Genomic DNA, 625 nt, shown 5'->3' on the forward strand with positions numbered 1-625 from the left:
AAAGGTGCGACACTTACACCGGCGCAGACGATAGCCGCCGAGGCGGTAAAACGAATCGATGCCATGTACCATCTGGATAATAAATATAAAGATTCATCGGCTGAAGAGAGATTGGATAACAGACAACAGTCTGTGCTGCCTCTTGTCGATGCTTATTTTGCGTGGCTGAAAATTCAACAGACGAAATCCAACAGCAGTACCAAGCTGAAAGAAGCTGTAAATTACTCGGTCAATCAGGAGCAGTATCTCAGATGTTTCCTACAGGATCCACAGCTTCCGCTGGATAATAACGATGCGGAACGCAGCATCAAGGCATTCTGCGTAGGGAAACATTCCTGGCACATCATTGATTCTATAAAAGGCGCAAAAGCAAGTGCTCTTTTATACAGCATCGCAGAAAGTGCAAAAGCAAACAGCCTGAAACCATACGAATATTTCAGACATCTGCTGACTGAATTAGTAAAGCATCCTTGTGGAAATGTACCGGAAGATGTGCTTGTGTCACTCATGCCATGGTCTGAAACACTTCCGGTTTGTTGTCGAAAAACTAAATCAAGGTAAAGCCACTGTGCCAGCCTTTGGGCTGGCATTATTTTGTCCGGAGGACTGGTTATTTACCATATAC

The 625-nt window shown here is 44.5% G+C and carries 1 protein-coding gene; it reads left to right on the top strand.

The annotated features are described in order from the left end of the window. Positions 1–561: IS66 family transposase (locus tag LIZ87_RS22095; RefSeq protein WP_227149231.1), on the top strand; the 561-nt coding region annotated here is incomplete at its 5' end. Positions 562–625 lie beyond the last annotated feature (64 nt).

Origin of the sequence: Lacrimispora sp. 210928-DFI.3.58 (genome assembly GCF_020554865.1) — a bacterium.
Taxonomy (GTDB): domain Bacteria; phylum Bacillota; class Clostridia; order Lachnospirales; family Lachnospiraceae; genus Enterocloster.